Here is a 2,725-nt window from a genome sequence, read left to right as displayed (position 1 = left end):
TTTATCGTTACAATTATAAGTATTTATTATCCATCTTTTAATTTTTATAAGTGGCGTCTTCCAATTTTTTTTAAATTTTGTCGTTCCATGAAAATCATATTTATACCCTAGCTCTTCTAACCGTATTTTTATATCTTCCAAGTGAAATAGATACGGCTTATATAAATTTTTTAAATCGAATTTTCTTAGTTTATAATTTCCAAATTCTAACTTGTTATTTTCTAAAAATTTAAAACCATGAAAATGATAAAAAATTAGCTCAAATTCTTTTTTAGAAAGATCATATTGTTGGATATTCCAGGGCGCAACTCCGCCGCCTAAATTTTTTAAAGAGTAGACCCCATTAAATCTATTTAACCAATCATCTAAATATTTTTGATCGCCGAATTTGCCATCTTCAAATCTAGCATAACACCACTCATTACAAGCATTTCTCCACCAGTTTAGTACTTCTATTCCATTTTTATCATTTTTAAAAGTCATAAACTGTACACAATATATCCCGCTAGTTTTACTTTGATCATATTCTTTAGTATATCTATGCTCTGTTATTAAAACGGACTTTTCACCCAGCTCCTCAATAAGAACGGTTGGATTTGAGAAAAAATACAAATCTGCATCAAGATACGTACAACTACTAAGATTATATTTTTCTATGCAGTGCTTAATAATCGAGGGTGTACAAGTCCAGCAATATTCGCATGGTGTTCTACTTTTTTTTATATTTAAAAGTTCATCATCTTCAAATTCTTCAAGCTGAATTATTGTCGCTGCTTCTAATTTTAACTCTTTTAGAACTTTGTAGCTTCTATCATCAAAAGAAAAAATATATAGATGAAATTTATCGCTATTTTTTTTAAGAGACTCATACATAGCTAAGCCACGAGTTAGATAATTGCTATCAAAAAGAGTGCAGTAATTATATGACATTAGAATCCTTTTAAAATATATCCTTTGAAATAGTAATCTTCATATTTTCCGTCTAGGGCATCATACTCTTCGATAACAACGTATCCTTGGTCTTTTAAGAAATGCAGTAACTCATTTTCTTCAAAGAACCAACATGGATAACTAGCATCATAAATTTGAGGCGGAACCATTTGTAGTCTGATTTGTCTCTTTTTTGCAAAAGGAGTTCTATCTATCAAAATAAAATCAAAACTATTTTTTAATATACTCTTCATCAATTCATAAGGCTTTTCAATATACTGTAAGACACTTGATAAAACTAAAATATTTGGATTCTGTTCTTTCTTACAAGTTTCTATATCATAATAGAATTTTAGCCTACTATCTTTAAAATCTTTTTTACCAACGTCAACGAAATGCTTTTGCTCAACAATACTCCAAGAAACTTCATCAATTTCATCTAAGAATTTTTTATTTTGAAAATAAGTGCTTCCTAAACTTCCACCAAAGTCAAGCACCCTAAGCTCTCCTTTGGATTTTACACAAGCATACATTAGTCCAGCTAGTAGTGGCCAAGAATATTGGATCTTATCAAATATTACGCTGTCTCTCTCAAAAGCAGCTTCTTTGTTTTTAACCTTTAAAAGAGAGGCTCTGACCTTTTGGAGTATTTCTTTGCTATCATAGCCAATGGATACCTTTTTGGCTTCTTCCCAAGTACTATAGCTACCCCTCCAGCCGTACTTGTTTGGCCTTAATCTCTTTAGAAGATTAAACAAAATGGGTGGAATTAAACTCTTAACAAATTGTCTCATAATTTAATTAGTCTCTTTACTTTTAATAATATTCTCTGTATCAAATTTGGATTTATTTTCTTAAAAAATATCTCAAATTTTTTTCTAGCAGTTAAATCTTCTTTAATGTCTATTTTATCAATTACAATGTTTTTATTTAAATCTATATCAAATAAATTAGTTTTAATCTTGCAATGGGTTGCCTGACTATCAAATCCAATATTTTGAACATAGCTTTTTCCTGGGTAAAGAGTTAACATGCCATTTAAGAAGGTACTAGCATACCATCTAATAGCCCATGAATTATTTTTTCCTACAATTTGAGACTTTAGCATCTTGACAAATCCATAACTACCATTAAAATCCATCTCTTTTTCAAGCTTTAGTTTTCTTATTTCATCTAATAACTTTTGTCCATTTGGCTCGAAAATACTCCATTTATCACTCCAAGTGGCCCATCCCCAACAATCAGCTCCCTTGATAAAAAAAGTTTCAGGAAGGCTATCTATAGGATAAATATATCCGTGAATAGAAGCAACTCTTGGCTCGTCTTTGTATAGTTCTAATCCTTTGTTCATAAAACTTAAAAAATAAGGACTTGTGATCAAATCATCTTCAAGAACTATTATCTTACCATACTCGTTTACAATCTTTGTAACACCGTCTATTATATTGCTAGCCAGACCAAAATTTCTTTCTCTTTGTGTTATGGTAACCTTTTTAAAACCACTTACTTTTTTTATATATTCTCTTACTTCTGCAACTTTTATTTCATCATTTCGACTTTTGGCTGCATCTGAGTATATAAATATTTCACTTTGATTAGCCAGCTCATTCGCTAATAAGGCTTCTAGTGTTTGTTTGGTATGATCAAGACGATTATATACAAATAATACTATGGGTGCTAAATCATCCAACTTTAAGCTATCCTTCCGTTTCTGAATCATAATGTATAACTTTTATATTTTTAATAAACTCTTTAGTATAGTTTTTGCAATAAGCGCTTTTACTCCATTATATAT

At 29.9% G+C, this 2,725-nt stretch carries 3 protein-coding genes; all 3 read right to left on the bottom strand.

Annotated elements, in window-relative coordinates:
• The coding region (locus CYP54_RS07815) for a glycosyl transferase (protein WP_103604827.1) at positions 1–930 on the bottom strand (930 nt) is incomplete at its 3' end.
• Positions 930–1,724 (bottom strand): TIGR04325 family methyltransferase, encoded by a 795-nt coding sequence (locus CYP54_RS07810; RefSeq protein ID WP_103604826.1) that lies wholly within the window; start codon positions 1,722–1,724, stop codon positions 930–932. The genes CYP54_RS07810 and CYP54_RS07815, both read right to left, overlap by 1 nt.
• Entirely contained in the window at positions 1,721–2,620 is a 900-nt protein-coding gene (locus CYP54_RS07805; protein ID WP_219810471.1) for a glycosyltransferase, read from the bottom strand. The genes CYP54_RS07810 and CYP54_RS07805 overlap by 4 nt, the downstream gene beginning before the upstream one ends.
• Between the last annotated feature and the right edge of the window lie 105 nt (positions 2,621–2,725).

The sequence above is a fragment of the Campylobacter concisus genome (assembly GCF_002914005.1).
Taxonomy (GTDB): domain Bacteria; phylum Campylobacterota; class Campylobacteria; order Campylobacterales; family Campylobacteraceae; genus Campylobacter_A; species Campylobacter_A concisus_N.
The sequence above is the reverse complement of the archived record's forward strand: the minus strand, read 5'-3'. Positions and strand labels throughout refer to the sequence as shown.

Coding starts and splice junctions, on each gene's coding strand:
- CYP54_RS07810 (WP_103604826.1), bottom strand. CDS start 1,724: ATGAGACAATTTGTTAAGAGTTTAATTCCACCCATTTTGTTTAATCTT.